Below are 22,285 nucleotides of genomic sequence, written 5' to 3' on the forward strand. Positions count from 1 at the left end.
ACCCCTGAGCCGCCGGAAGAAAGCCCTCGGACCAATCGGGGGGCGACTAGACCCGGCATCGCGACCCCAATGAGGGGGCTCACCGGCCACCGCCGGCGGGCCAAGGAGGGTGGTACCGCGGGAGCACAGGCTCTCGTCCCTCCGACGGCACAGACTTTGTCCGTTGGAGGAGCTCGTCGATGACACCACCGCAGTACCGTCAGGTACCCGCCCAGGTCGATCTGCCCGCGCTCGAGCATGCGGTGCTCGACTTCTGGCGCGAGGCCAAGGTCTTCCAGAAGAGCCTCGAGCAGTCCGAGGGCCGCCCCGAGTGGGTCTTCTACGAGGGCCCGCCCACCGCCAACGGCATGCCGGGCGCCCACCACATCGAGGCCCGCGTCTTCAAGGACGTCTTCCCGCGTTTCCGCACGATGCGCGGCTACCACGTCGCCCGCAAGGCCGGCTGGGACTGCCACGGCCTGCCCGTCGAGCTCGCCGTCGAGAAGGAGCTCGGCTTCTCCGGCAAGAAGGACATCGAGGCGTACGGCATCGCGGAATTCAACGCGAAGTGCCGTGAGTCGGTGACCCGGCACACGGACGCGTTCGCCGAGCTGACGGACCGCATGGGCTACTGGGTCGACCTCGACGACGCGTACCGCACCATGGACCCCTCGTACATCGAGTCGGTCTGGTGGTCGCTGAAGGAGATCTTCAACAAGGGCCTGCTGGTCCAGGACCACCGCGTCGCCCCCTGGTGCCCGCGGTGCGGCACCGGCCTCTCGGACCACGAGCTTGCGCAGGGTTACGAGACGGTCGTGGACCCGTCCGTCTTCGTCCGGTTCCCGCTGACCTCCGGCCCGCTCGCGGGCGAGGCCGCGCTGCTGGTCTGGACGACGACCCCCTGGACCCTCGTCTCGAACACCGCCGTCGCCGCGCACCCCGGTGTCACGTACGTCGTCGCGACGAACGGCGAGGAGAAGCTCGTCGTCGCCGAGCCGCTGCTGGAGAAGGCGCTCGGCGAAGGCTGGGAGGCCACCGGCCAGTCCTTCACCGGCGCGGAGATGGAACGCTGGACGTATCAGCGCCCCTTCGAGCTCGTGGAGTTCCCTGCCCCGGCCCACTACGTCGTCAACGCCGAGTACGTGACGACCGAGGACGGTACGGGTCTGGTCCACCAGTCCCCCGCCTTCGGTGAGGACGACCTCAAGGTCTGCCGCGCGTACGGCCTGCCGGTCGTGAACCCGGTCCGCCCCGACGGCACCTTCGAGGAGGACGTGCCGCTGGTCGGCGGCGTCTTCTTCAAGAAGGCCGACGAGACGCTCGTGCCCGATCTTGAGTCCCGCGGCCTGCTCTTCAGGCACGTCCCGTACGAGCACAGCTACCCGCACTGCTGGCGCTGCCACACCGCGCTGCTCTACTACGCGCAGCCGTCCTGGTACATCCGCACCACTGCCATCAAGGACCGTCTCCTCGAGGAGAACGAGAACACCAACTGGATCCCGGACTCGGTCAAGCAGGGCCGGTACGGCGACTGGCTGAACAACAACATCGACTGGGCCCTGTCCCGCAACCGCTACTGGGGCACGCCGCTGCCGATCTGGCGCTGCGAGGACAACCACCTCACCTGCGTCGGCTCGCGGGCCGAGCTCGGCGAGCTGACGGGCACGGACCAGTCGTCGCTGGACCCGCACCGGCCGTTCATCGACGAGGTGACCTTCGCCTGCCCGACCTGCCGCAAGACGGCGACGCGCGTCCCGGAGGTCATCGACGCCTGGTACGACTCGGGTTCGATGCCGTTCGCGCAGTGGGGCTACCCGTACAAGAACAAGGAGCTCTTCGAGAAGCGCTACCCGGCGCAGTTCATCTCGGAGGCCATCGACCAGACGCGTGGATGGTTCTACACGCTGATGGCCGTCGGCACGCTCGTCTTCGACAAGTCGTCGTACGAGAACGTGGTCTGCCTCGGCCACATCCTCGCCGAGGACGGCCGCAAGATGTCCAAGCACCTGGGGAACATGCTCCAGCCGATCCCGCTGATGGAGCAGCACGGCGCGGACGCGGTGCGCTGGTTCATGGCGGCCGGCGGCTCGCCGTGGGCGGCGCGGCGTGTGGGTCACGGCACGATCCAGGAGGTCGTGCGCAAGACTCTCCTCACGTACTGGAACACGGTGGCCTTCCAGGCCCTGTACGCGCGCACGTCCAACTGGGCGCCGTCCGCGGCCGATCCGTCCCCGGCCGAGCGCACGGTGCTTGACCGCTGGCTGCTGAGCGAGCTCAACGCGCTGGTGGACCAGGTCACTTCGGCCCTGGAGGCGTACGACACCCAGCGCGCCGGAAAGCTTCTGTCCTCGTTCGTCGACGACTTGTCCAACTGGTACGTGCGCCGCTCGCGCCGCCGCTTCTGGCAGGGCGACCCGGCCGCGCTGCGTACGCTGCACGACGTCGTCGAGACGGTGACGCGGCTGATGGCCCCGCTGACCCCCTTCATCACGGAGCGGGTCTGGCAGGACCTGGTCGTCCCGGTGACGCCGGACGCCCCCGAGTCGGTCCATCTGTCGACCTGGCCTGCGGCCGACCTGGACGCCGTCGACCCCACCCTGTCCTCCCAAATGGCGCTCGTACGCCGCCTGGTGGAGCTGGGCCGCGCCACCCGCGCGGAGTCCGGGGTCAAGACGCGCCAGCCGCTCTCGCGGGCGCTGGTCGCCGCGGCGGGCTTCGAGTCCCTCTCCCCCGAACTCCACGCCCAGATCACCGAGGAGCTCAACGTCTCCTCCCTGGCCTCGCTCTCCAAGGTCGGCGGCTCGCTGGTCGACACGACGGCCAAGGCGAACTTCCGGGCACTGGGCAAGCGGTTCGGCAAGGGCGTCCAGGACGTGGCCAAGGCGGTGGCGGCGGCCGATGCGGCGGCCCTGTCGCTGGCGCTGCGCTCGGGCAACGCGAGCGTCTCCGTGAACGGCGAGGAGGTGACTCTCTCCCCGGAGGAGGTCATCATCACGGAGACCCCGCGCGAGGGCTGGTCGGTGGCGTCCGACTCGGGCGCGACGGTCGCGCTGGACCTGGAGATCACTCCGGAGCTGCGGCTCGCGGGCCTGGCGCGTGACGCGATCCGGCTCATCCAGGAGGCCCGCAAGAACAGCGGCCTGGACGTCGCGGACCGTATCGCGGTGAGCTGGTCGTCGACGGACCCGTCCATGACGGAGGCCCTGACGGAGCATGCGGGGCTGATCGCGGACGAGGTCCTGGCGACGACGTTCACGACGACCCCGGCGGACGACACGTTCGGCACCCCGTTCACGGACGAGGGCTTGTCCCTGACGTTCCGCCTCCGCAAGGCGTAGCAGTTCCGGCGAGGGGCCCGGGCAATGGCTCGGGCCTCTTTGCTTTCCCCACCCCGCCCCTTCCCGAACCGGGGGCAAGCCCCCAGACCCCCGTATGCGACCTTCGGCCGCATGTCCTCAAACGCCGGACGGGCTGAATAATTCAGCCTCGCCGGCGTTTGAGGCGCGGGGGTCCGGGGGCGGAGCCCCCGCAAGGGGTCCGGGGCGGAGCCCCAGTTCGGGAAGGGGCGGGGTGGGGAACAAGCCCGCCGCAGGCGCACCGCCCCCCATCCCCCGCACAAAAGGGCCGGGCCCGGGACAGAAGTCCCGGGCCCGGCCCTCAGCCTGCCGACGGCTACGCGCGATTCGCGCGACCCGCCGTCAGTTGTCGTCCTCGTCGATCAGAAACCCACGCATCGGCGACGGCGCCTGCTGCATCGGCTGCGGCGCCTGCGGCCTCACCGGTGCCATCGGCTGAGTCATCGCCGGGGACATCTGCTGCTGGCCGCCGTACGACGGTCCACCACCCATGGACTGGTTGCCGCCCATGGACTGGCCCATCGACGGGTTGCCGCCCATGGTGTGACCCATCGCACCCGCACCGGCCGGAGCCATCGAGGGCGACGGCGGCAGCGAAGCGGCCGCGGGCGCCCGCGGCGGGGCCAGCGAGTCGTCGGCCTGGGTCTCCAGCTGACGCAGCTGCGACTCCAGGTAGGACTTCAGCCGCGTGCGGTACTCGCGCTCGAAGCCTCGCAGGTCCTCGACCTTGCGCTCCAGCGTGGCCCGCGCGGACTCCAGGGAGCCCATCGCGACGCGGTGCTTCTCCTGGGCGTCCCGCTCCAGCGCGTCCGCCTTGGCGCGGGCGTCGCGCTCAAGACCCTCGGCGCGGCTACGGGCCTCGCCGACGATCTTGTTGGCCTCGGAACGGGCCTCGGCGATCGCCTGGTCGGCGGTCTGCTGGGCCAGTGAGAGCACGCGTGCGGCACTGTCGCCGCCGGGTCCCTGCTGCGGCATCTGCGGAGCGTGTCCGCCCATGGGGTTGCCCATCGGGCCACCCATGGGACCGCCCTGCATCGGGCCGGGGCCGTGCGGGCCCTGCGGACCATGACCACCGGGGCCCGGGGGCAGCTGCGGAGCACCACCGGGCAGCTGGGGCGGACCCATCTGCGGGGGCTGCTGCTGCATGGGCGGTCCGGATATGGCGGCGGGCACAGGTGCGCCCGGACCGCGGCCGTCCTGCGGCTCCGGCGGTTTGCGCATGCCCTGCTGCTGGTTCTGCGCGGCCGCACGAGTCGCCGCGGCCAGCTTGGCGCGCAGGTCCTCGTTCTCGCGGAGCAGGCGGGTCAGCTCGGACTCGACCTCGTCGAGGAAGGCATCGACCTCGTCCTCGTCGTAGCCTTCTCGGAGGCGGACAGTCGTGAACTGCTTGTTCCGCACGTCCTCGGGAGTCAGCGGCATCTCTACTTCACCTCTACGTAGTCGTCGGCAGTCGGCAAGACCGTATCGCTCACATCAGTTCCCCACGCCGTTCACGACGGAGATCAGAATGTAGACGATGATCATCAGAACGAAGAAGGACAGGTCGAGTGCCACGCCCCCGAGACGCAGCGGCGGAATGAACCGCCGCAGAAGCTTGAGCGGTGGATCGGTGACAGTGTAGGTGGCCTCCAAAACGACCACCATCGCCTTCCCGGGTGCCCATGAGCGCGCGAACTGGAAGACGTAGTCCATGACCAGCCGGAAGATCAGCACGACGAGAAAGCACACCAGCGCGATGTAGACCACATCCAGTGCGACGCTCATCTCCGTGCTTCCCTCTCCCCTGGCTCTCGTGTCTACCGGCCTCGCGGCCGGGTCGTTCCCGGTGTCGGTTCCTAGCTCTGGTTGAAGAACCCGCCCTCAGCAATGCGGGCCTTGTCCTCCGCCGTGACATCGACGTTAGCAGGAGACAACAGGAACACCTTCTGCGTAACCCGCTCAATGCTGCCATGCAGACCGAAGACGAGTCCCGCGGCAAAGTCGACAAGTCGCTTTGCGTCGGTGTCGTCCATCTCCGTGAGGTTCATGATCACCGGGGTGCCCTCGCGGAAGTGTTCCCCGATGGTACGGGCCTCGTTGTAGGTCCGCGGGTGCAGTGTGGTGATGCGGTAGGGCTCCCGCTCGGACACGACCTTGGGCATGATCACCGGTGCGTTCTTCTCCAGGCTCGGTCGTTCAGGTGTGATGGATGCCACGGGGGCAATTCGCGCCGGACGTCCACTTTCAGCGGGAAGCGGAACCGGATCGCGCTGCGCGGGCGGCTGGACCACCCGCACCGGTTCATCCCTCTCGACCTGGTGCGGGGGCTGGTGGCGCCGGTGGTCCCGCTCGGGCTCCGGCTCGGGTTCGAAGTCGTCATCGGGATCGAAACCCCGGCCGTCGTACCCATCGTCCTCCACGAGGCCGAGGTAGACCGCCATCTTGCGCATCGCGCCGGCCATTCTCTGAGTCCTCCGCTCTGTGGTGGATCGGCATTCGTCACCAAGTGCCAGCGATCCACTCGGTCTGCCCGCATTGTGACGGGAATGACCATATTTTCTGCTGTGGTCCGACTTGCTTCGCGACGTTACCCGAGCCGGGGTCGGACTCCGAGTACCGCAGTGCCGACGCGCACATGTGTCGCTCCGGCCGCCACTGCTTGTTCGAGGTCCGTACTCATCCCTGCTGACACCATGTTCGCAGCCGGATGCCCGGCGCGCAGGCTGGATGAGAATTCCATCAGCCGCTCGAACGCCGCCTGTTGCCGTCCCGCGTACGGGCCGGTGAGCGGCGCGACGGTCATCAGTCCGTCCAGCCGCAGTCCTGGTGCGCCGTCCACGGCAGCCGCCAACTCCTCGATGCCGCCCGGCGCCACGCCTCCACGCTCCCCGCGCTCGCCCGACTCGGCATCGAGCGCGACCTGGATCAGACACCCGAGCTCACGCTCCGCGCGGACCGCGGCGGCGGACAGTGAGGTGACGAGCCTGAGCCGGTCGACAGACTGCACGACATCGGCATAACTCGCCACGGAACGGACCTTATTGGTCTGCAACTGCCCGACGAAGTGCCAGCTGAGGTCAAGATCCGAGCAGGCGGCGGCCTTCGGCGCCGCGTCCTGGTCACGGTTCTCGGCCACATGCCGCACACCCAGCTCATGGAGCAGCCGCACATCGCTCGCCGGGTAGGTCTTGGTTACCACGATGAGGGTCACCTCCTCCCGCTTGCGGCCGGCGGCCGCGCAGGCCGAGGCGATACGTTCCTCCACGGCCGCGAGAGTGCCCGCGAGTTCGGTCTTTCGGTCCGTCATTCCTGTCCGTCCAGCCAGACGTATCCGGCGAGCCGCCCGGTGGTGCGGTCGCGGCGGTACGAGAAGTGGTCGCCCGATTCCAGTGTGCACACCGCCGACCGCTGCCGGTCCCTGACGCCGAGCGCGTCGAGCTGGGCGTGGACCGCGGCAGTGACGTCGACGGCCGGGGTGCCCCAGCTGGTCTCGGACCAGGCGGCCGGTTCGACCGCGGCCACATCCGCCCGCATCTGCTCGGGAACTTCGTAGCAGCGACCGCAGACGGCCGGTCCGGTGCGGGCGATGATCCGTTCCGGGTCCGCGCCGAGCGACGTCATCGCGTCGACGGCCGCGGGTACGACTCCCGCGATCATCCCGGGGCGTCCCGCGTGCGCGGCGGCCACAACACCTGCGACCGGGTCGGCGAGCAGTACGGGAGTGCAGTCCGCGGTCAGTACGGCGAGGGCGAGCCCGCGCCGCACGGTGACCACGGCGTCCACCGAGGGAACGGGAGCCTCGCCCCACGGCCCGTCGACCTCGGCGACGTCCTTGCCGTGAACCTGGTTCATCCAGACGACCAGGTCGGGGTCGAGCCCCAGTTCCTTCGCGGCGATCGCCCGGTTGGCGAGAACCGCCGCGGGGTCGTCGCCCACCGCTCCGCCGAGGTTGAGCTCCTCGTACGGAACGGCGCTCACCCCGCCCCACCTGTCGGTGAAGGCGAAGTGCGCGCCGCTCACGATGACGTGCTGGTCTATCACTTCAAGAAGTCCGGTACGTCCAGCTCTTCGGCCTGGCTGTCCTGGTACGGACGGGCCGGCGGGACCTGCGCGGGCCCGGAGTTCAGATCGCCGGCGACCGGAGCGGGCTCGGCCGGAACCGGCTCCTCGCGGGCCGGCAGGGTGCCGAGACCGGACGCGCGTGACGTCTCCGTGCCGCGCGACGGGGTGGCCGGCGGCTCGTCGCGCTTGTTCGCGGCGGACCCGAGGACGTTTTCGCGGCGGGTCGGCGGCTGTCCGCCGTCGAAGCCGGCCGCGATGACCGTGACTCGTACCTCGTCGCCCAGCGCGTCGTCGATGACCGCGCCGAAGATGATGTTGGCCTCGGGGTGGGCGGCCTCGCTGACCAGCTGGGCCGCCTCGTTGATCTCGAAGAGCCCGAGGTCCGAGCCACCGGAGATGGAGAGCAGCACCCCGCGGGCGCCGTCGATGGAAGCCTCGAGCAGCGGCGAGGAGATCGCCATCTCGGCGGCGGCCACCGCGCGGTCGTCGCCGCGGGCCGATCCGATGCCCATGAGTGCCGAGCCCGCCTCGGACATCACGGACTTGACGTCGGCGAAGTCGAGGTTGATCAGACCGGGCGTGGTGATGAGGTCGGTGATGCCCTGGACACCCGACAGCAGCACCTGGTCCGCGGACTTGAACGCGTCCAGAACGCTCACCTGGCGGTCCGAGATGGACAGCAGCCGGTCGTTCGGGATCACGATGAGGGTGTCGACCTCCTCGCGGAGCTCGGCGATGCCGTCCTCCGCCTGGTTCGCGCGGCGGCGGCCCTCGAAGGTGAACGGGCGGGTGACCACGCCGATCGTCAGGGCGCCGAGCGTACGCGCGATATTGGCGACGACGGGTGCGCCACCGGTGCCGGTACCGCCGCCTTCGCCTGCGGTGACGAAGACCATGTCGGCCCCCTTGAGGACCTCCTCGATCTCCTCACGGTGGTCCTCTGCCGCCTTGCGACCGACTGCGGGATTGGCTCCGGCCCCCAGGCCGCGGGTGAGTTCACGACCGACGTCGAGCTTGACGTCGGCGTCGCTCATCAACAGGGCTTGCGCGTCAGTGTTGATGGCGATGAACTCGACGCCCTTGAGACCGACCTCGATCATTCGGTTGATGGCATTGACACCACCGCCGCCGACACCGATGACCTTGATGACTGCGAGGTAGTTCTGCGGTGCTGCCACGTCGAAGGCCTCTCGCCTCGAGTTACGTGTCGTCGCTGCGCGGTTGTCGCGCGGCGCCGACGGATGCCGATGGGACGGTCCGGAACGCCGACCCAAACCCTAACGCTGAAGTTTAGGGTTACCAGTGTGTCTGCTTCTTGGACTCTCCGAACAGGACACTAAGTCGACAAGTGGCGCACGTTCAACGAACACGCCGAACCTCCCGTTTTTCTTTTCACCCTATGTGATCACCCATAGCGATGACCAACCAGGGTGCTGGCCAGCGCAGATGCGCGTCAACTACCCGATGCGGCAGGGGCGGTTGGCGCGCTCACGTCGAAGTGCCGCGCCTTGGGCGCGGCTTTCATCAGCGCCGCGAGAGCGCGCGCCTTCGCCTCGCCCTCCTCCGCGCTGCCCCAGACCACCGTACGGTCCCGGCTCAACTTCAGGGTGATGTAGTCGTATGAGCGGACTGTCACAACTCTTGTGTCCGTGGCGACTTTTCCGGGAAGTTCGCCCCACACACGAACCGCCTCGACAACGAGTCGATCAGGTCCGAAACGGAGCAGACTCGGGGACTGGCCCGCGGTCAATTCGAGCAGCGGAAGGGCCTTGGGAGCCTTGTCCACCGTGGCGAACCGGACGCCTTCCGCGTCCACTTCGATGAACCGTGCGCCCTTCTCCATAAGCAGGACCGGCTTTCGCTCGGTCACTTTGAGATCGATCCCGTCCGGCCACGACCGTACGACATCCACCGAGTCGATACGGGGCAGCTTATGCCGAAGCCGGGCCTCAATGGCGTCCGTATCGACGGAAATCAGCGGCGAACCGATCGGGACGGCCGCCGCCGCCGTGACCTCGTCCGGTGTCAGAACCTCGGTTCCGGAGGTCTTCACCTTCTCCAGTCGGAGCCACTGGGAGCCGTAGAGCACCCAGATTCCGGCGGCGACGAGAACTACCGCGGCCACGGCGATCAGCAGGGAGCGACGGCCGGGGAAGCGGAACCGGCGCAGCGGGGAGCCCTGGCGGGGCGGGCGGACCGACCCCTCCGAAGGCCCCCGCGCACCGCGTTCGGCGGTGGTCGGACCGGCCACGCTCCCCTGCCCTTCTTACGCCTTGCGGCGTGCAGCGATCGCCTCGTACACCATGCCGACGAGCAGGTCGTCGGCATCCCTGCGGCCGAACTCGGCGGCGGCACGGGACATCTCGTACAACCGGTGCGGATCGGCGAGCACCGGAAGGACATTGCCCTGGACCCACGCGGGGGTGAGTTCCGCGTCGTCGACGAGCAGTCCGCCGCCGGCCTTGACCACCGGCTGGGCATTCAGCCGCTGTTCGCCGTTGCCGATCGGCAGCGGTACGTACGCGGCGGGCAGCCCGACGGCGGAGAGTTCGGCGACGGTCATCGCGCCCGCGCGGCAGAGCATCATGTCGGCCGCGGCGTACGCGAGATCCATCCGGTCCACGTACGGTACCGGGATGTACGGCGGCATTCCGGGCATGTTGTCCACGCGCGGCAGTTCGTTCTTCGGGCCGAACGCGTGCAGGATCTGGATGCCCGAGCGCTGGAGCACCGGAGCGATCTGCTGGATGACCTCGTTGAGGCGGCGGGCGCCCTGCGAGCCGCCGGAGACCAGCAGCGTCGGCAGGTTGGGATCGAGGCCGAAGGCAGCGCGTGCCTCGGGGCGGACCCGGGCGCGGTCCAGGGTGGCGATGGTGTGGCGCAGCGGGATGCCGATGTAGCGGGAGTTGCGCAGCTTGCTGTCGGGCGTGGCGACGGCCACACCCGCGGCGTACCGCGAGCCGATCTTGTTGGCCAGGCCGGGCCGGGCGTTGGCCTCGTGGACCACGATCGGCACGCCGAGGCGCTTGGCCGCCAGATAGCCGGGCAGCGCGACATAGCCGCCGAAGCCGACGACGCAGTCCGCCTTCGTACGCTCCAGGATCTGCTCGGCGGCCTTGATCGTGCCGCGAAGCCGCCCGGGGACGGTGATCAGCTCAGGGGTGGGCTTGCGCGGCAGCGGAACGGCGGGGATGAGCGCCAGCTCGTAGCCCCGCTCGGGCACGAGCCTGGTCTCGAGCCCCTTCTCCGTGCCCAGGGCCGTGATACCCACGGTCGGGTCCTGCCTGCGCAGGGCGTCCGCGAGGGCGAGCGCGGGCTCGATGTGGCCGGCGGTCCCCCCACCGGCGAGTACGACATGCACCGAAATTCACCGCTCTCCGGACGGACGCATCTTGACGCGCCGCCTCATCGTTTTCCATCTCACCCCGGGCCTCCGCACGGCCAGAGCCGCCTTCGCGGCCGGGTCCTCTCGCGCGAAGGCGATCAGCAGCCCCACCGCGAACATGGTCGGCAGCAGGGCCGACCCTCCGTAGGAGAACAGCGGGAGCGGGACACCGGCGATCGGCAGCAGGCCGAGCACCGCACCGATGTTGACCACGGCCTGGGCCGTGATCCAGGTGGTCACACCTCCCGCGGCGTACCTCACGAAGGGGTCCTCCGTGCGTCCGGCCACGCGGATACCCGCATAGCCTAGAGCCGCGAACAGGGCGAGCACCGACAGCGTCCCCGCCAGACCGAGTTCCTCCCCGGCGATGGCGAAGATGAAATCGGTGTGAGGTTCGGGGAGTTGACCCCATTTTTCCACACTTGCACCGAGACCGGAACCGAACCATCCGCCAGACGCAAGAGCATAGATGCCGTGCACAGCCTGCCAGCACTCGCCTTGGGGGCCGAGGTCGATCGCGCCGATGCAGGAGAGCCGGGACATCCGGTTCGCATTTGTCTTGATGAACATCAGACCGACGAGGGCGGCGATGCCGAGCACGCCCGCGAACAGCCGGGTCGGCGCTCCCGCCAGCCACAACAGGCCGAACAGGATCGCGGTGAGGATGATCGCCGTACCCATGTCGCCGCCGAGCATGATCAGGCCGAGCAGCAGGAAGGCGACCGGGACGAGCGGGACCAGCATGTGCTTCCACTGGGTGAGCAGACGCTTGTCCTGCTTGCGGGCCAGCAGGTCGGCGCCCCACAGGATCAGCGCCAGCTTGCCGAACTCGCTGGGCTGGAGCTGGAAGGGGCCGCCCAGATAGATCCAGTTCTGGTTGCCGTTGACCGCATGCCCTATCCCGGGGATCTGGACGAGCACCATCAGGAAGATGGCGCCCATGAGCAGCGGGTAGGACAGGGCCCGGTGGAGCTTGGCCGGCATCCGGGACGCGACCAGCAGCAGACCGGTGCCGATGGCCGCGGCGAGGAACTGCTTGCGGAAGAAGTACGAGGCCGGGAGCGACAGCTCCAGCGCCTTGATCATCGAGGCGGAGTAGACCATCACCAGGCCGAGCACGGTGATCAGCAGGCTGCTGCCGAGGATCAGGTAGTAGGAGGTCAGCGGGCGGTCCCAGGCGCGGCGTGCCTGCTCGTACAGCCGTCGTGCGCCCCTGCTGCGGGGCGGGCGGGAGACGCTTGGCCTGCGGGTGAGGGCGGGGCTCCGCCCCGGACGCCTCGCCTCGATCGCCGGAGAGGCTCCTTTGGAGCCCGTCCGGCGGCTCCGGACTCGCCCGGAGGGGGCGGCGTCGGTGTCATCGGCCGGCATGGTCGCTGTCCCCTCCAGTCGTGCCTGGCGCGGGGGTGTGGCCGGTCAGGCGCGCTCGGCGGGGAGTTCACGGACCGCGTCCGCGAACGCCTCGCCTCGCTTGTTGTAGTTGGCGAACATGTCCATCGACGCACAGGCCGGGGCCAGCAGAACCGTGTCCCCGGGGCGGGCCAGCCGCGCCGCTTCCCGGACCGCCGCCGACATCGCCCCAGTGTCTGTCCGGTCGAGGTCGACGACCGGGACCTCGGGGGCGTGTCGCGCGAGGGCTTCGCGGATCAGGGCGCGGTCCGCCCCGATCAGTACGACGCCGCGCAGCCGTTGTGCCGACTTCGAGACGAGTTCGTCGAAGGTCGCCCCCTTGGCCAGACCGCCCGCGATCCACACGATCGGGTCGTAGGCGGCCAGGGAGGCTTCCGCGGCATGGGTGTTGGTGGCCTTGGAGTCGTCGATGTACGCGACACCGGCGACGTCCGCGACCTTCTCGATGCGGTGCGGATCGGGCCGGAAGCTGCGCAGTCCGTCGCGTACGGCCGCGGGTGCGACACCGTACGCACGGGCCAGCGCCGCCGCCGCAAGGGCGTTGGCGATGTTGTGCGGGGCGGGCGGGCTGACGTCCCCGACCTCGGCGAGCTCCTGGGCCTGCTTGTGCCGGTTGTCGACGAAGGCGCGGTCGACCAGGATCCCGTCCACGACGCCGAGTTGGGAGGGGCCCGGCGTGCCGAGAGTGAAGCCGATGGCCCGGCAGCCCTCCTCGACGTCGGCCTCGCGCACCAGGTCCTCGGTGGCCTTGTCGGCGGCGTTGTAGACGCAGGCGACCTTGTTGCCCTCGTAGATACGGCCCTTGTCGGCGGTGTACGCCTCCATCGAGCCGTGCCAGTCGAGGTGGTCCGGCGCCAGGTTGAGCACGACGGCGGAGTGGGCGCGCAGCGAAGGCGCCCAGTGCAGCTGGTAGCTGGAGAGTTCGACGGCGAGGACGTCGTACGTCGTGTCGCCGAGTACCGCGTCGAGGAGCGAGACGCCGATGTTGCCGACGGCAGCCGTGCGCAGACCCGCGGCTTCGAGGATCGAGGCGAGCATCCGCACGGTCGTGGTCTTGCCGTTGGTGCCGGTGACCGCGAGCCAGGGCGCGGCGTCAGGACCGCGCAGCCGCCAGGCCAGTTCGACATCGCCCCAGACGGGGACGCCCGCCCCGGCCGCGGCCTGGAAGAGCGGCTTGTCCGGCTTCCAGCCGGGGGTGGTGACGATGAGCTCGGTGCCCGCGGGCAGGGTCGCCCCGTCACCGAGGCGGACGGTGATTGACTCCGCCTCCAGTTCGGCGGCCTGGGCGCGGGAGCGCTCGTCGTCCCCGTCGTTGACGACGGTGACGACGGCGCCCAGACCGTGGAGCACGCGGGCGGCCGGGATCCCGGAGACTCCGAGACCCGCGACGGTGACCCGCTTGCCCTGCCAGTCCTGCGCACTCACTTGTCGGCCGCCCAGCCCGCGTAGAAGAGCCCCAGACCCACGATGACGCACATGCCCTGGATGATCCAGAAGCGGACCACCACAAGGACTTCGGACCACCCCTTGAGTTCGAAGTGGTGCTGGAGCGGCGCCATCCTGAAGACCCGCTTACCGGTCATCTTGAAGGAACCGACCTGGATGACCACGGACATGGTGATCAGGACGAACAGTCCGCCGAGGAGGGCGAGCAGCAACTCCGTACGGGAGCAGATCGCCAGACCCGCGAGCGCACCGCCGAGGGCGAGTGAACCGGTGTCGCCCATGAAGATCTTGGCGGGCGAGGTGTTCCACCACAGGAAGCCGAAGCAGGAGCCCATCAGGGCGGAGGCGACGACGGCGAGATCGAGCGGATCCCGCACCTCGAAGCAGGCGTTGGGGTTGGTGAGTGTCACCGCGTTGGCGCACGACTCCTGGAACTGCCAGAGCCCGATGAAGGTGTACGCGCCGAAGACCATCACCGAGGCGCCGGTGGCCAGGCCGTCCAGACCGTCGGTCAGATTCACGCCGTTGGACATCGCGAGAATCATGAACAGCGCCCAGACCACGAAGATCACCGGGCCGATCGACCAGCCGAAGTCCGTGATGAACGACAGCTTGGTGGATGCGGGGGTCTGGTTGCGGGCGTCGGCGAACTGCAGTGACAGCACGGCGAAGGCGATGCCGACGATCAGCTGTCCGGCCATCTTCGCCTTGGCCCGCAGACCGAGCGAGCGCTGCTTGACGATCTTGATGTAGTCGTCCAGGAAGCCGACCAGGCCCATGCCCGCCATCAGGAAGAGCACCAGCACACCCGAGAACCTCGGGTCCTCGCCGGTGATCACCTTGGACAGCGCGTACGCGATGAGCGTGGCCAGGATGAAGGAGATGCCGCCCATGGTGGGCGTGCCCTTCTTGCTGCCGTGGCTGCGCGGGCCGTCGTCCCGGATGAACTGCCCGTATCCCTTGCGGGCCAGGAGTTTGATCAGCAGCGGGGTACCGACCAGGGTCAGAAAGAGCCCGATGGCTCCCGCGAAGAGGATCTGCCTCATCGGCCGGTGACCTCGCCCTCGGTCGTGGTCTCGAGCAGCGCCTGGGCGACCCGCTCGAGCCCGACCGACCTGGAAGCCTTCACCAGCACGACGTCTCCCGGACGCAGTTCACTGCGCAACAGGTCGACCGCCGCCTGCGCGTCGGACACGTGCACCGACTCCTCACCCCACGAACCCTCGTTATATGCGCCCAGTTGAAGCCAGGACGCTTCCCTGCCCCCGACTGCGACAAGCTTGCTGACGTTGAGCCGGACGGCGAGCCGCCCGACCGCGTCGTGCTCGGCGAGCGCTTCGCCACCGAGCTCGGCCATCTGGCCGAGCACCGCCCACGTCCGCCGACCCTGGCCCATGGCCGCGAGCGCACGCAGCGCGGCTCTCATGGACTCGGGGTTCGCGTTGTAGGCGTCGTTGACGACCGTCACGCCGTCCGGACGCTCGGTGACCTCCATGCGCCAGCGCGAGAGGGTGCCGGCCTCGGAGAGCGCCAGGGCGATCTCGTCGACGGACATGCCCAGCTCATGGGCGACGGCGGCCGCGGCGAGCGCGTTCGACACGTGGTGCTCACCGTACAGCCGCATGGTCACGTCACTGCACCCGGTGGGGGTGTGGAGTGTGAAGGCGGGCTGTCCTTGCCGGGTGAGCCGGACATTCTCGGCACGTACGTCCGCGTCCCCGGCTTCTCCGAAGAGGATCACGCGGGCCTTGGTGCGGGACGCCATGGCGCGTACGAGGGGGTCGTCGGCGTTGAGGACGGCCACACCGCCCGCATCGGCCGGGGGCAGACCTTCGACGATCTCGCCCTTGGCCTCGGCGATCTGCTCACGGCCGCCGAACTCGCCGATGTGGGCGGTGCCGACGTTCAGTACGAGGGAGACCTTCGGCGGGACCAGGCCGGTGAGATAGCGGATGTCGCCGATGTAGCGGGCGCCCATCTCGAGGACGAGGTGCTCGGTGTCCTCGGCGACCCGCAGCGCGGTCAGCGGCAGACCGATCTCGTTGTTCAGATTGCCCGCCGGGTAGACCGTGGGGCCTTTGCGCTCAAGGACTTGGGCGATGAGGTCCTTGGTGCTGGTCTTGCCGGAGGAGCCGGTGAGCGCGACGGTCGTGGTGCCGAGGCGTTCGACGACGGAGCGCGCGAGGGCGCCGAGTGCGGCGGTCACGTCGGGCACGACGATCGCGGGTACGCCGACGGGGCGGGTGGCCAGCACGGCGGCCGCGCCTGCCGCCACGGCCCGCTCGGCGTAGTCGTGGCCGTCGACCTTCTCACCTGCGAAGGCGGCGAAAAGGGCGCCGGGCTGCACCGCGCGGGAGTCGATGACGACGGGACCGGTGACCCGCAGGTCCGGATCCGGTATGTCGTACGACTGCCCGCCGACGATTTCGGCGATCTCGGCGAGGGAGAGGGCGATCACTGCTTCATCCCACTGTTCGAAGAGCTTGCGGCGTTCTCGATGGCCGCGCGCAGGACCTGGCGGTCGTCGAAGGGGCGGACCACTCCGGCGATGTCCTGGCCCTGTTCGTGGCCCTTGCCGGCGACCAGCACGGTGTCGCCGGGCTGTGCGCGGGCAACGGCCGCGGCGATGGCGGCGGCCCGGTCGGCCTCGACCAGGACGTCTCCGCGTTCGTGGATCGGTACCTCGGCCGCCCCGGCGAGCATCGCGGCCAGGATCGCGAGGGGATCCTCGGAGCGCGGGTTGTCGGAAGTCAGTACGGCGGTGTCCGCGAGGCGTGCGGCAGCGGCGCCCATCGGGCCGCGCTTGGTCTGGTCCCGGTCGCCGCCGCAGCCGAGGACGATGTGCACCTTGCCCTCGGTGACCTTGCGCAGGGACCGCAGGACCGATTCGACGGCGTCCGTCTTGTGCGCGTAGTCGACGACGGCGAGATACGGCTGGCCCGCATCCACACGCTCGAGGCGGCCCGGTACGCCGGGGACGGCGGCGATGCCGTCGGCGGCGGTCTGCGGGTCGATCCCGGCGACGGCGAGGGTGACCACGGCGGCCAGGGTGTTGGCGACGTTGAACGGCCCGGGCAGCGGGGCCTGTGCGCGGATCCGCTCGCCCGCCGGGCCGACCGCCGTGAACGCGGAGCCGACCGCGCTGACTTCGACGTCCTCGGCCCGCCAGTCGGCGTCCGGGTGGCCCTCGGCGGAGAAGCTGGTGACCGGTACGGACGCCTCCTTGAGGAGCCTGCGGCCGTACTCGTCGTCGAAGTTCACGACCCCGAGCTTGGCGCGCTTCGGCGTGAACAGCTGCGCCTTCGCCTGGAAGTAGTCCTCCATGCCGGAGTGGAATTCCATGTGCTCGGGGCTGAGGTTGTTGAAGACGGCGACGTCGAAGACGCAGCCGTCGACCCGGCCGAGCACGAGGGCGTGGCTGGAGACCTCCATGGCGACCGACTGGACACCGCGTTCGCGCATGACGGCGAACAGGGCCTGGAGGTCGGTTGCTTCCGGGGTGGTGCGCTCGGACTTGATGCGCTCGTCGCCGATCCGCATCTCGACCGTACCGATGAGGCCCGTGCTGTGGCCGGCCGCTCTGAGTCCGCCCTCGACGAGGTACGCCGAGGTGGTCTTGCCGGAGGTGCCGGTGATGCCGATCTGGAGGAGGGCGTCGCCGGGGTGCCCGTAGATCTCGGCGGCGAGGGCGCCCATGCGGCCGCGCGGGGCGTCGGTGACCAGGACCGGCAGGCCGGTCGCGGCGGCGCGCTCGGCGCCCGCCGGGTCGGTCAGGATCGCGGCCGCCCCGAGGTCCGCCGCCTGGGCGGCGAAGTCGGCGCCGTGGAAGCGGGCGCCGGGCAGGGCGGCGTACACATCGCCTGGGCGTACCGCCCGGGAGTCGTGGGTGATGCCGGTGACCTCACCGGGGCCGGGACTCTTCACACCCAGCTCGGCGGCCAGCTCCCCCAGGGATGTCGGGCGGGGCCGGTCCGGACGGGGCGCTCCCGTCTGTTTGGCGGGGGCGTCCTGCTGGGCGGTTCGGTACTGATCAGCGTGCGACACGGCGGTGAGCGTACCCGGCGCACCCGGCCCGCGGCTAAATGAGGGGGCCTCGCGCGCGGACCGGTCCGGCGGGTTCCCGGAATCGGAGGTGATGGTTGTCACTGGTGGTTCCTCCGGGGTCACTCGCCGGCCTGGAAGGTGACGGGCAGCCGGGCGGGGGCGGCGCCGGTCGGTGCGACCTGGAGGGTCTTGAGCGCGAACTCCATGACCTTCTGGTAGATCGGGCCGCAGATCTGGCCGCCGAAGTAGCTGCCCTTGGTCGGGTTCTGGATGGCGCAGTAGACGGTGATGCGGGGTTTGTCGGAGGGCGCGAAGCCGGCGAAGGAGGCGGTGTAGCCCTTGTAGCGGCCCAGTTCCGGATCGACCCGGTTGGCCGTTCCGGTCTTGCCCGCGACGCGGTAGCCGGGGATACGGGCCTTGGTGCCGGTGCCTTCCTCGTCGCCGACGACCGACTCCAGCATGGTGGCCAGCGTTCTGGCCGTCTGCTCGCTGACGACGCGGGTCTTGCCGGGGGCGGGCGCCGGGGTGAAGCGTCCGTCGGGACCCTTGGTGCCGCGGATCAGGGTGGGCTCGATGCGTACTCCGCCGTTGGCGATCGTCGAGTAGACGGAGGCCGCCTGCATGGCGTTGAGCGAGAGTCCCTGGCCGAAGGGGATCGTGTACTGCTGCGAAGTGGACCACTTCTGCGGCGTGGCGAGGATGCCGGGCGTCTCGCCCGGATAGCCGAGCCCGCTGGGGCTGCCGATGCCGAATTTGCGCAGATACGAGTAGAGGACCTGGTTGGCGGCGGGCTGGGTCTTGCCGAGCTCGCCGGTCGCCAGGATGGTGCCGATGTTGCTGGACTTGGCCAGTACGCCGTTGAGCGTGAGGTTCCAGGTGGGGTGGTCGATGTCGTCCTTGAAGAGCCGGTCGCCGCGGTGCAGCCGGTTGGGGACGACGACATGGGTGGCGGGGGTCGCGGCCTTCTCCTCCAGCACGGCGGCCATGGACATGACCTTGGCGGTCGAGCCCGGTTCGTAGGCGTCCTGGAGCGCGGCGTTGCCCATGGCGGCCGAGTTGGCCTGCGTGAGGTCGTTGGGGTCGAAGCCCGGTGCGTTGGCCATGGCGAGCACCTCGCCGGTCTGGGTGTTCTGCACTATCACGTAGCCGCGGTCGGCCCTGGACTTCGTCACCTGCTCGCTGATGGCCTTCTGAGCCGCCCACTGGATGTCGCGGTCGATGGTCAGCTCGATGTCGGAGCCGGGGACGGCGGGGACTTCGCGTGAGCCCGCGGTGGGGACGCGGCGGCCGCCGGACTGGGCGTAGGTGATCTCGCCGTCCTTGCCGGCCAGCGCCTTGTCGAGCATGGACTCCACGCCGCCGCCCCCGCGGCCCTCGGCGTTGACGTAACCCAGTATCCCGGCGGCGAGGTCGCCGTTGGGGTAGACGCGTTTACTGCTCGGCTCCTGGAAGACGCCGCCGATCACATTGGCGCCGGGGCCGCCCTTGGCCCTGTCCGTCCTGGCCTTCTCGGCGAAGACGGACTTGAGGTCCTTGATCTGGTTCCAGACCTGGGGGGTCTGGCGGCGGGCGAGCACGGTGTAGCGGGACTTGGGGGCCTTGAGCTTCTTGGCGAGTTCGGCCGCGTCCTTGCCGAGGAGCGGGGCGAGCAGCGCGGCGGCCTGTTCCGGGGCGTCGGGAGCCTTGCTCTCCTTCGGCGTGAACATCTTCGGGTCGGCGATGATGTCGTACGCGTCGACGCTGGTGGCCAGGGCGATTCCGGCCCGGTCGGTGATCTCGCCGCGCTCGGCCGTGAGCTTGTGGCTGAGGTAGCGGTTCTTCTCCGCCTTGGCGGCGTACGCGCTCGCGTCGACGGCCTGTACCTGGAGCAGGCGTACGACGAAGGCCAGCATCACCAGCGTCAGGCCGAGGCTGACCAGGCGCAGGCGGGGGCGGGGACTGCCGAGCCGGATGGCGCGCGGGGCGGGCCTGGGACGGCGGGGCGCGGGCCGGACGGACGGACGCCTGGCGGGTCCTGGCACCCGGCGGCGCGGTGGTTCCTTGGGCACTGCGTCACCTGCCGGTGGTCGTCGGGATCGGCTTCACGGACGGGGGCGACGGCTCGGTCGTCGGGCCGGCGCTGGGCGCAGGGGCCGTGGCCGGGGACGCCGTGGGCGAGGGGGACGGAGGCGGGAGCACCGGCTTGCGGATTTCCATCGGCGACGGGGCGGGCGACGGCAGCGCGGTGGCCTCGCCCGGAACGCCGCGTACTGTGCCGTCCGGATCGAGGAAGGCCGGACTGCCGCCCGCCACCATGCCCAGCTCACGGGCCCTGCGCTCCAGCGCGCCGGGGGCGGAGCGGTTGTCCACGTCCCGCTGGAGCGCCTGCTGCTCGTCGGTGAGTTCGGTGGTCTTCCGTTTCAGCTCGCTCAGCTTGAACGAGCCTTGGTTGAGCGCGGAGTTCAGCAGCAGCAGCGAGATCAGGCCGCCGCCGAGGAGCACGACGACCAGCAGGACGAAGGGAGTACGGGCGGCGGTGCTCGGCCCCGACGGCATCAGCCTGGCGAGCCGCGCGGCCCGCCCCTTCAGCTGCTTGGCCGCTGAGTTCACACGTCCTCCCGGATGCGCTGCGCTCCCCTGAAGCGCGCGGGCGCCGCACGGCGGTTCTCGGCGACCTCCTGCTCGGTGGGGAGCTCCGCACCGCGGGTCAGCAGCTTGAGCCGGGGCTGGTACTCCTCGGGGACGACCGGCAGTCCGGGTGGCGCCGTATTGGCCGCGCCGGCCGCGAAGACCTGTTTGACCAGCCGGTCCTCCAGCGAGTGGTAGGACAGGACGGCGATACGGCCGCCGACGGCGAGCGCTTTGACGGCCGCCGGGATCGCGTGCTCCAGGACGGTCAGCTCGCCGTTCACCTCGATGCGCAGGGCCTGGAAGGTGCGCTTGGCGGGGTTGCCGCCGGTGCGCTTGGCGGCCTGCGGCAGCGCGTCGCGGATCAGCTCGACGAGCCGGGCGCTGTTGGTGAAGGGCTCCTTCTCGCGTTCCCTTACGACTGCCGACACGATCCGCTTGGCCTGCTTCTCCTCGCCGTACATGCGCAGGATCCGCACCAGCTCACCGGGCGGGTAGGTGTTGAGGACCTCGGCCGCGCTGACGCCGGTCGTCTGGTCCATGCGCATGTCGAGCGGGGCGTCCTGGGCGTACGCGAAGCCACGGTCGGCCTCGTCGAGCTGCATGGAGGAGACGCCGAGGTCGAACAGGATGCCCTGGACCCGGGGGATCCCCAGCCGCTCAAGGACCTGAGGCAGCTCGTCGTAGACGGCATGCACCAGGGTTGCCCGGTCACCGAAGGGGGCGAGCCGCTCGGCCGACAGCCGCAGCGCTTCGGTGTCGCGGTCGAGCGCGACCAGGCGTGCCTCGGGGAACTGCGTGAGCAGAGCCTCGCTGTGTCCGCCGAGCCCAAGGGTGCAGTCGACCACCACCGCGCCCGGCATCTGCAGGGCCGGGGCCAACAGGTCCAGGCACCGCTGGAGCATCACCGGGACGTGTCGGGTCTGGCTCATGCGCGCCCCTCGCAGGGCTCGGGGCGACATTCGCCAGGCGCACGGCTTCTTCTGATTCGCTCGCTGCGCTCGCTCATGCGCCCTCTCAGGTCCGGCGCGGGGTGTACGTACTGCCGGGTCCCCGCCCGCCCAGAAGGGCCGTACGTACGCCGCACACGCGGGGAGAAAATTGAAATGTGCAGGATGTGTCCGTGAACTGCGCGTCACTTTAGTCGACGCGTCCTCCCGGTCAATCAACCGGATGGCGCGTGGCGCGCGGCACCTGGAGACACGTCGCGGACGCGGACACTTCACCCGTACGGGCGTGTCCGCATCACACCTGTGGGTTAGCTCACAACAAGGCTCATTGATGTTCTTTGTCCCCTCTCACAGCGGGCTTCGGCCGTCTGTGCGCATTACCGTCGTCCTCATGTCGACTTCCGCGCACCACCCCGCAGAAGCAGCGCCTTCCCGTGGCACGGTCACCGACCGTCTCGTCGAGGCGAACCTGCGCTACGCCGCCGGTTTCCAGGACCCCGGGATGGACGCGCGCCCCGTACTGGGCGTGGCCGTCGTCGCCTGCATGGACGCCCGGCTCGACCTGCACGACGCGCTCGGCCTGGAGCTGGGCGACTGTCATACGATCCGCAACGCCGGCGGCGTGGTCACGGACGATGTGATCCGCTCGCTGACCATCAGCCAGCGGGCGCTCGGCACTCGCAGCGTCATACTCATCCACCACACGAACTGTGGTCTGGAGAGCCTCACGGAGGACTTCCGCCACGAGCTGGAGGACGAGGTGGGTCAGCGTCCGCCGTGGGCGGTGGAGGCCTTCCGGGATGTCGACCAGGACGTACGTCAGTCGATGCAGCGGGTGCGCACCTCGCCGTTCCTGCTGCACACCGACGACGTCCGCGGCTTCGTCTTCGATGTGACGAAGGGGCTGCTGAGGGAGATCGACCCCGCTGTGTGACCAGCAGGACACCCGGAGAAATGCGGCAACTCCGACAATTCCCACTCCTTTATCCACAGGCGAGTGACACGACGCGGTAACGGCAACAAGAATGCGGGTGTGACACCTTCCGGAACCTTCCGGAGCTGGTGTCCGT

At 69.6% G+C, this 22,285-nt stretch carries 18 protein-coding genes; 2 read left to right on the forward strand and 16 right to left on the reverse strand.

The genetic code is table 11. The annotated features are described in order from the left end of the window. The first annotated feature begins 179 nt into the window (after nt 1-179). Entirely contained in the window at nt 180-3,317 is a 3,138-nt protein-coding gene (gene ileS / locus OG741_RS10845) for an isoleucine--tRNA ligase (RefSeq protein WP_405596602.1), read from the forward strand. A 360-nt stretch (nt 3,318-3,677) separates the two neighbouring features. Here the strand turns inward: ileS and OG741_RS10850 are convergent, their stop codons facing one another. The 16 genes from OG741_RS10850 to rsmH all read right to left on the reverse strand — a co-directional run bounded on the left by OG741_RS10850 (nt 3,678) and on the right by rsmH (nt 21,197). Beyond that, nucleotides 3,678-4,754 (reverse strand): DivIVA domain-containing protein, encoded by a 1,077-nt coding sequence (locus OG741_RS10850; RefSeq protein WP_266477388.1) that lies wholly within the window; start codon nt 4,752-4,754, stop codon nt 3,678-3,680. Between the two features lie 54 nt (nt 4,755-4,808). Next, nucleotides 4,809-5,099 (reverse strand): YggT family protein, encoded by a 291-nt coding sequence (locus OG741_RS10855; RefSeq protein WP_266477386.1) that lies wholly within the window; start codon nt 5,097-5,099, stop codon nt 4,809-4,811. 71 nt (nt 5,100-5,170) lie between these two features. Next, nucleotides 5,171-5,776, reverse strand: coding sequence for a cell division protein SepF (locus OG741_RS10860; RefSeq protein ID WP_266477384.1), 606 nt, complete (start codon nt 5,774-5,776; stop codon nt 5,171-5,173). A 125-nt stretch (nt 5,777-5,901) separates the two neighbouring features. Continuing rightward, entirely contained in the window at nt 5,902-6,621 is a 720-nt protein-coding gene (locus tag OG741_RS10865; protein WP_324971592.1) for a YggS family pyridoxal phosphate-dependent enzyme, read from the reverse strand. Further along, complete coding sequence (gene pgeF, locus OG741_RS10870; RefSeq protein WP_405596605.1) at nt 6,618-7,355, reverse strand: peptidoglycan editing factor PgeF; 738 nt, start codon at nt 7,353-7,355, stop codon at nt 6,618-6,620. Before pgeF ends, OG741_RS10865 begins: the two co-directional genes overlap by 4 nt. Further along, nucleotides 7,352-8,554, reverse strand: coding sequence for a cell division protein FtsZ (gene ftsZ / locus OG741_RS10875; protein ID WP_266477380.1), 1,203 nt, complete (start codon nt 8,552-8,554; stop codon nt 7,352-7,354). The genes pgeF and ftsZ overlap by 4 nt, the downstream gene beginning before the upstream one ends. Nucleotides 8,555-8,829: 275 nt before the next feature. Next, complete coding sequence (locus OG741_RS10880; RefSeq protein ID WP_405596606.1) at nt 8,830-9,627, reverse strand: cell division protein FtsQ/DivIB; 798 nt, start codon at nt 9,625-9,627, stop codon at nt 8,830-8,832. A 15-nt stretch (nt 9,628-9,642) separates the two neighbouring features. Continuing rightward, entirely contained in the window at nt 9,643-10,737 is a 1,095-nt protein-coding gene (gene murG / locus OG741_RS10885) for an undecaprenyldiphospho-muramoylpentapeptide beta-N-acetylglucosaminyltransferase (protein ID WP_405596607.1), read from the reverse strand. Nucleotides 10,738-10,743: 6 nt separating this feature from the next. After that, complete coding sequence (ftsW, locus tag OG741_RS10890; protein ID WP_405596609.1) at nt 10,744-12,129, reverse strand: putative lipid II flippase FtsW; 1,386 nt, start codon at nt 12,127-12,129, stop codon at nt 10,744-10,746. Between the two features lie 45 nt (nt 12,130-12,174). Then, a complete protein-coding gene (murD, locus tag OG741_RS10895; protein WP_405596611.1) occupies nt 12,175-13,593 on the reverse strand; it encodes a UDP-N-acetylmuramoyl-L-alanine--D-glutamate ligase in 1,419 nt (472 codons plus the stop codon). Next, a complete protein-coding gene (gene mraY, locus OG741_RS10900; protein ID WP_266477373.1) occupies nt 13,590-14,660 on the reverse strand; it encodes a phospho-N-acetylmuramoyl-pentapeptide-transferase in 1,071 nt (356 codons plus the stop codon). The genes murD and mraY overlap by 4 nt, the downstream gene beginning before the upstream one ends. Next, nucleotides 14,657-16,072, reverse strand: a complete 1,416-nt coding sequence (gene murF, locus OG741_RS10905; RefSeq protein WP_405596613.1) for a UDP-N-acetylmuramoyl-tripeptide--D-alanyl-D-alanine ligase — start codon at nt 16,070-16,072, stop codon at nt 14,657-14,659. Before murF ends, mraY begins: the two co-directional genes overlap by 4 nt. Next, nucleotides 16,069-17,760, reverse strand: coding sequence for a UDP-N-acetylmuramoyl-L-alanyl-D-glutamate--2,6-diaminopimelate ligase (locus OG741_RS10910; RefSeq protein ID WP_405596615.1), 1,692 nt, complete (start codon nt 17,758-17,760; stop codon nt 16,069-16,071). The genes murF and OG741_RS10910 overlap by 4 nt, the downstream gene beginning before the upstream one ends. A gap of 17 nt (nt 17,761-17,777) precedes the next feature. Then, nucleotides 17,778-19,706 (reverse strand): peptidoglycan D,D-transpeptidase FtsI family protein, encoded by a 1,929-nt coding sequence (locus OG741_RS10915; protein ID WP_405596616.1) that lies wholly within the window; start codon nt 19,704-19,706, stop codon nt 17,778-17,780. 4 nt (nt 19,707-19,710) lie between these two features. Further along, on the reverse strand, nt 19,711-20,247 hold the full coding sequence (locus OG741_RS10920; RefSeq protein WP_405596617.1) for a septum formation initiator family protein: 537 nt from the start codon (nt 20,245-20,247) through the stop codon (nt 19,711-19,713). After that, on the reverse strand, nt 20,244-21,197 hold the full coding sequence (gene rsmH, locus OG741_RS10925; protein WP_361912977.1) for a 16S rRNA (cytosine(1402)-N(4))-methyltransferase RsmH: 954 nt from the start codon (nt 21,195-21,197) through the stop codon (nt 20,244-20,246). Before rsmH ends, OG741_RS10920 begins: the two co-directional genes overlap by 4 nt. A gap of 409 nt (nt 21,198-21,606) precedes the next feature. Between rsmH and OG741_RS10930 the strand changes: the two genes are divergently transcribed. Next, on the forward strand, nt 21,607-22,149 hold the full coding sequence (locus OG741_RS10930; protein WP_405596618.1) for a beta-class carbonic anhydrase: 543 nt from the start codon (nt 21,607-21,609) through the stop codon (nt 22,147-22,149). Nucleotides 22,150-22,285: the final 136 nt, after the last annotated feature.

Source organism: Streptomyces sp. NBC_01410, assembly GCF_045040195.1.
Classification (GTDB): domain Bacteria; phylum Actinomycetota; class Actinomycetes; order Streptomycetales; family Streptomycetaceae; genus Streptomyces.

Bases quoted from the DNA above. Each gene is read 5' to 3' on its own strand.
- ileS (WP_405596602.1), top strand. From the start codon at position 180: ATGACACCACCGCAGTACCGTCAGGTACCCGCCCAGGTCGATCTGCCC.
- OG741_RS10850 (WP_266477388.1), bottom strand. From the start codon at position 4,754: ATGCCGCTGACTCCCGAGGACGTGCGGAACAAGCAGTTCACGACTGTC.
- OG741_RS10855 (WP_266477386.1), bottom strand. From the start codon at position 5,099: ATGAGCGTCGCACTGGATGTGGTCTACATCGCGCTGGTGTGCTTTCTC.
- OG741_RS10860 (WP_266477384.1), bottom strand. From the start codon at position 5,776: ATGGCCGGCGCGATGCGCAAGATGGCGGTCTACCTCGGCCTCGTGGAG.
- OG741_RS10865 (WP_324971592.1), bottom strand. From the start codon at position 6,621: ATGACGGACCGAAAGACCGAACTCGCGGGCACTCTCGCGGCCGTGGAG.
- ftsW (WP_405596609.1), bottom strand. From the start codon at position 12,129: ATGCCGGCCGATGACACCGACGCCGCCCCCTCCGGGCGAGTCCGGAGC.
- mraY (WP_266477373.1), bottom strand. From the start codon at position 14,660: ATGAGGCAGATCCTCTTCGCGGGAGCCATCGGGCTCTTTCTGACCCTG.
- rsmH (WP_361912977.1), bottom strand. From the start codon at position 21,197: ATGAGCCAGACCCGACACGTCCCGGTGATGCTCCAGCGGTGCCTGGAC.
- OG741_RS10930 (WP_405596618.1), top strand. From the start codon at position 21,607: ATGTCGACTTCCGCGCACCACCCCGCAGAAGCAGCGCCTTCCCGTGGC.